Source organism: Ruegeria sp. CG1 (genome assembly GCF_056537265.1).
Genome location: NZ_JBQFRF010000025.1, coordinates 1 through 3125 on the forward strand (window position 1 = coordinate 1; position 3125 = coordinate 3125).

7 protein-coding genes and 1 pseudogene are annotated in these 3125 nt (G+C 58.3%); 1 reads left to right on the forward strand and 7 read right to left on the reverse strand.

Going from position 1 to position 3125, the window contains the following annotated elements:
* Positions 1-273 (reverse strand): ribbon-helix-helix protein, CopG family (locus tag ACR0AU_RS21870; RefSeq protein WP_480796324.1); only part of this gene is annotated, 273 nt, incomplete at its 3' end.
* Positions 274-883: 610 nt separating this feature from the next.
* On the opposite strand from ACR0AU_RS21870, the gene ACR0AU_RS21875 reads away from it, so the two are divergent.
* A complete protein-coding gene (locus ACR0AU_RS21875; protein WP_480796325.1) occupies positions 884-1132 on the forward strand; it encodes a hypothetical protein in 249 nt (82 codons plus the stop codon).
* Positions 1133-1142: 10 nt separating this feature from the next.
* Here the strand turns inward: ACR0AU_RS21875 and ACR0AU_RS21880 are convergent, their stop codons facing one another.
* The 6 genes and pseudogenes from ACR0AU_RS21880 to ACR0AU_RS21905 form a co-directional block, all read right to left on the reverse strand.
* Positions 1143-1301, reverse strand: a complete 159-nt coding sequence (locus ACR0AU_RS21880; RefSeq protein WP_480796326.1) for a hypothetical protein — start codon at positions 1299-1301, stop codon at positions 1143-1145.
* Positions 1294-1542 carry a hypothetical protein gene (locus ACR0AU_RS21885; protein ID WP_480796327.1) on the reverse strand — a complete coding sequence of 83 codons (249 nt, stop codon included), beginning with the start codon at positions 1540-1542 and terminating at the stop codon, positions 1294-1296. The genes ACR0AU_RS21880 and ACR0AU_RS21885 overlap by 8 nt, the downstream gene beginning before the upstream one ends.
* Complete coding sequence (locus ACR0AU_RS21890; RefSeq protein WP_480796328.1) at positions 1543-1791, reverse strand: hypothetical protein; 249 nt, start codon at positions 1789-1791, stop codon at positions 1543-1545. It abuts the gene before it with no gap.
* Positions 1792-1832: 41 nt separating this feature from the next.
* Positions 1833-2120: a hypothetical protein gene (locus ACR0AU_RS21895; protein WP_480796329.1), complete on the reverse strand. Its 288-nt coding sequence runs from the start codon at positions 2118-2120 to the stop codon at positions 1833-1835.
* A gap of 62 nt (positions 2121-2182) precedes the next feature.
* Positions 2183-2740 (reverse strand): hypothetical protein, encoded by a 558-nt coding sequence (locus tag ACR0AU_RS21900; protein WP_480791300.1) that lies wholly within the window; start codon positions 2738-2740, stop codon positions 2183-2185.
* A 54-nt stretch (positions 2741-2794) separates the two neighbouring features.
* Positions 2795-3125: pseudogene (locus ACR0AU_RS21905) on the reverse strand (DUF932 domain-containing protein); the annotation flags it as partial.

Sequence of the window (3125 nt, forward strand, 5' to 3'; positions counted from 1 at the left end):
GTCGTCATCCGTCCAGATCACCGTGCCGCGCTTGGCCGATTTCGCCAGTTGATTGAGGTTGGTGTATCCACCCTGAACCTGCCGCAAGTGCGTCTGCCAGAGATCCACAACAGCGGGGTCAGGATCGAGATACCCGATCAGACGATAGATCAGACGCTGGATGATCTGGTTGCGGCTCTTGGCCCCAAGCGACTGCACGGCCTCTTCCAATCGCGCCAATGCATCCAAAGGCAAGCGCACGGAAAAGACTGTGGTGTCGGCGGGCTTGCTCAATATATACCTCAGGTTGTATTTGTGACTTGTAACACAACTACCTTATCCTGTCATAATCTCCAAGAGTAAACCGATGGGATTTTAGAAATTCGTATTTTCTCAAATCGTGATCGGTTTACTCTTGGAGTCAATTTCCACGCCGGGAAAAGGGTTCCGCCCCTTTTCTTAAACAGGCGTGGGTGCCGGTGGACTGGCGCAGGGCAATCACGCAACGCGTGGGCTGCCCGAACAGCGCCCGTCACTTTCCGGCACGTTAAATGCGATCTGCATTTTCCGCGCGCCTGGGCGCGCTCAACTTCCCGACGCTTTGGCGGCGGGTGCCGACGAGTTGGCTTTAGCTCTGCCGATCAGGCCAGTGCGCCAACAAGTCGGCTGAACTTCAGCCGCGCGACCCGACGAGCTGACCGACCGTCGCATGTCAGGTCAGGGTGTCTCGGTCGGGATCTTGGCACGGTGGCAGTCGCGCGGCTTCGCGTTGGGTGGCACGAACGGGGACCGAGCGGCCAGCCTTAACGCTGGCTCTAAATGGACCCGTGGGATAGATGCTGAGAATGGAAGGGTTGAATTTTTTCAGACCGCGTGAAAACCGCACTACCGGGGGCTGTATGTTGTGAGGGCTTGGGATTATCCGTTTGAGCTGGTCCGGATCAACTGCAAGACCTGCGGGCGGTACGGGCAGTACCCGAAAAAGCGGTTCATTGAGCTGGTCGGTGCTGACACGCCGCTGCCCTCGGCACTGAAGATCATCGCCAAAACATGCGACCGTGAAAAGGACGGGCTGGCCCTGCACAACCGATGCGGCGCGGGTTATCCGGACCTCGCCCGGATGGTCGATGATAGGAGGAACAGGACGCGCTGAACGGGCGGGGTCAGTCTCGCGCGACGGTCAGTCGGGCGGCACGGTCAGACTTCCAAACCTCGATACTGGCGCGCTGTTCCGCGTGCCAGCAAAACGCTGAAACTGCTGCCACCAAAAGGGCACCGGCAACAGCAATGTCGATGGTTTGATGAACACATTTCTCAAGCATCGGAATCCTCCTTTTGGTGGTTACAGACCGGGCACGGAATGCCCCGCCGAATTTCGGTATCGGTCATGTCAAAACACCATCCGGCGTCATGGCCGCACTGACCGCGTATGAAGTGCCCGCCCTTGGCGGTTCGCCAACCGGGCATCATACCGGGGGCCTGACCTACATCAGCCGCGTGCATCAGAACGCGCCGGGTTCGGCCCGGCTGATCGAGACCCGGCAAGGTGAACTGGCGGCGCACCTACCTTGCCTCTGGCAGAGGGTCATCCATCCGGGTCTTGAATCGAATGGTGGCATCTAGCGCCACGTCCCCGGTTTCGGCTTCCGGCACTCCGGGGACCAACCACGTGTCATTCCATGACATTCGGGCGCGTCCATCCAGTTTGCGGGTCAGCTCGTCCTCTGTCCCTTCACCAATACAAATCCCGCCCTCGATGTCGGGATGCTCGGAAAGCTCGATGTGTCCAGATCGGAAACAATGGGCATACATTGAACGGTCCTTTCGGTTTCTGATTTCGGGCTTCGCCCGGCTTAGTGCTGCCAGTTGTCCCGGCCATATTTGCGGCCAAGAATGGTGATGCGATCCTGCCCGTCGATGGGCACTCTCTGGTAGACAAGCTCACCAAACGGGTTGACGCCGTAGACAGAAACATCGTCGTCGCCAAAACCGTAGATCACGAATTTCCACGGTCCCCGGCCCTGCTCACGGGTTTGAAAAAACCCGTCAAAGTTTCGGCATTCCCAGGCACCGGCCCACCAGTTTGCGCCTGGTGTTCCCTTCTCGCTTGGGGCCATCGGTATCAAATCAAGCTGCTGCATTTCTGCTCTCCATCCGGCAAATGGCGGGGGCCGCTTTTGCGGCCTCCCGGCTTTGCAAGGTTTCAGTGGGTGGTGGCTTCGGGCTGGTAAGGGTCGAGCTGATCAGATCCCGAATAGTCGGAATAATCGACAAACGCCTCGCGCAACGCGGCCAGCGGATGATTGTCAAAATCATCTACGCGCTGATCGGCCTGCGGGATGGTCTCCCAAATGTCCTCATGAATGGCAATCGTCAGATCCTCGGCCAACTCGGTGAATTCCACCACTGGCACCAGCTGACCATTCTGCCGGGGAAACTGACCAAAGGCGATGTCACCGGCTAGAAAGCCCTTTCCGGTTTCCTTGGCGATCTGGCGCGCGATCTTAACAATCGCACTTGCATCCCATGCGTCATGAACGGCGGTTGCCAGAAACTCAGGCGCGTCTTTGGTGCCTTCGTTCTTCCGGCCGTAAATGCTCCAAAACTCGACCTCTCCGGCTTCGCACTGGACGGCGCACCCTTCGCTTTCATCATTGCGGCAGGGCATGATTTCGAACCATTCGAATTGGTCCAGCTTGTCGCCTTTCGGCAAGTTGTTGAAACGCTCATGTGCGGGTGTGTTGATGATTTCCATTTGCATGGCTCTGCTCCGAGTAAGGGGGTATGCGCGGCCCTGATCGAGCCGCGCTGTTCTTCAGGCTGCGAGGCTTACGCCCTTCAGCTCGGCCATTTTTTCAGTGAGAGACCAGACTGCCCGGTTCAGAGCTTTGTTCTGGTCGATGCCTTTAACGCCACGGGTGCGCTGACGGCGTGTGTGACCATTGCCATCCTTGACGCGACCATGCAGCCCGCCCTTGATGACGTTCTCCTGCAGGACATTGCCAACGGTCCACAGATCGGTCAGGCGGTCGGCATTGCGGCGGGTTCTCAACAAAGCGTCAGCCTGAACCGGCGCGGGCTTTCCATCTTCCTTGTGAGCCTCGGGAAAGCGCAGTTCATGCACCACTTCCGCGAACACCTTGCGC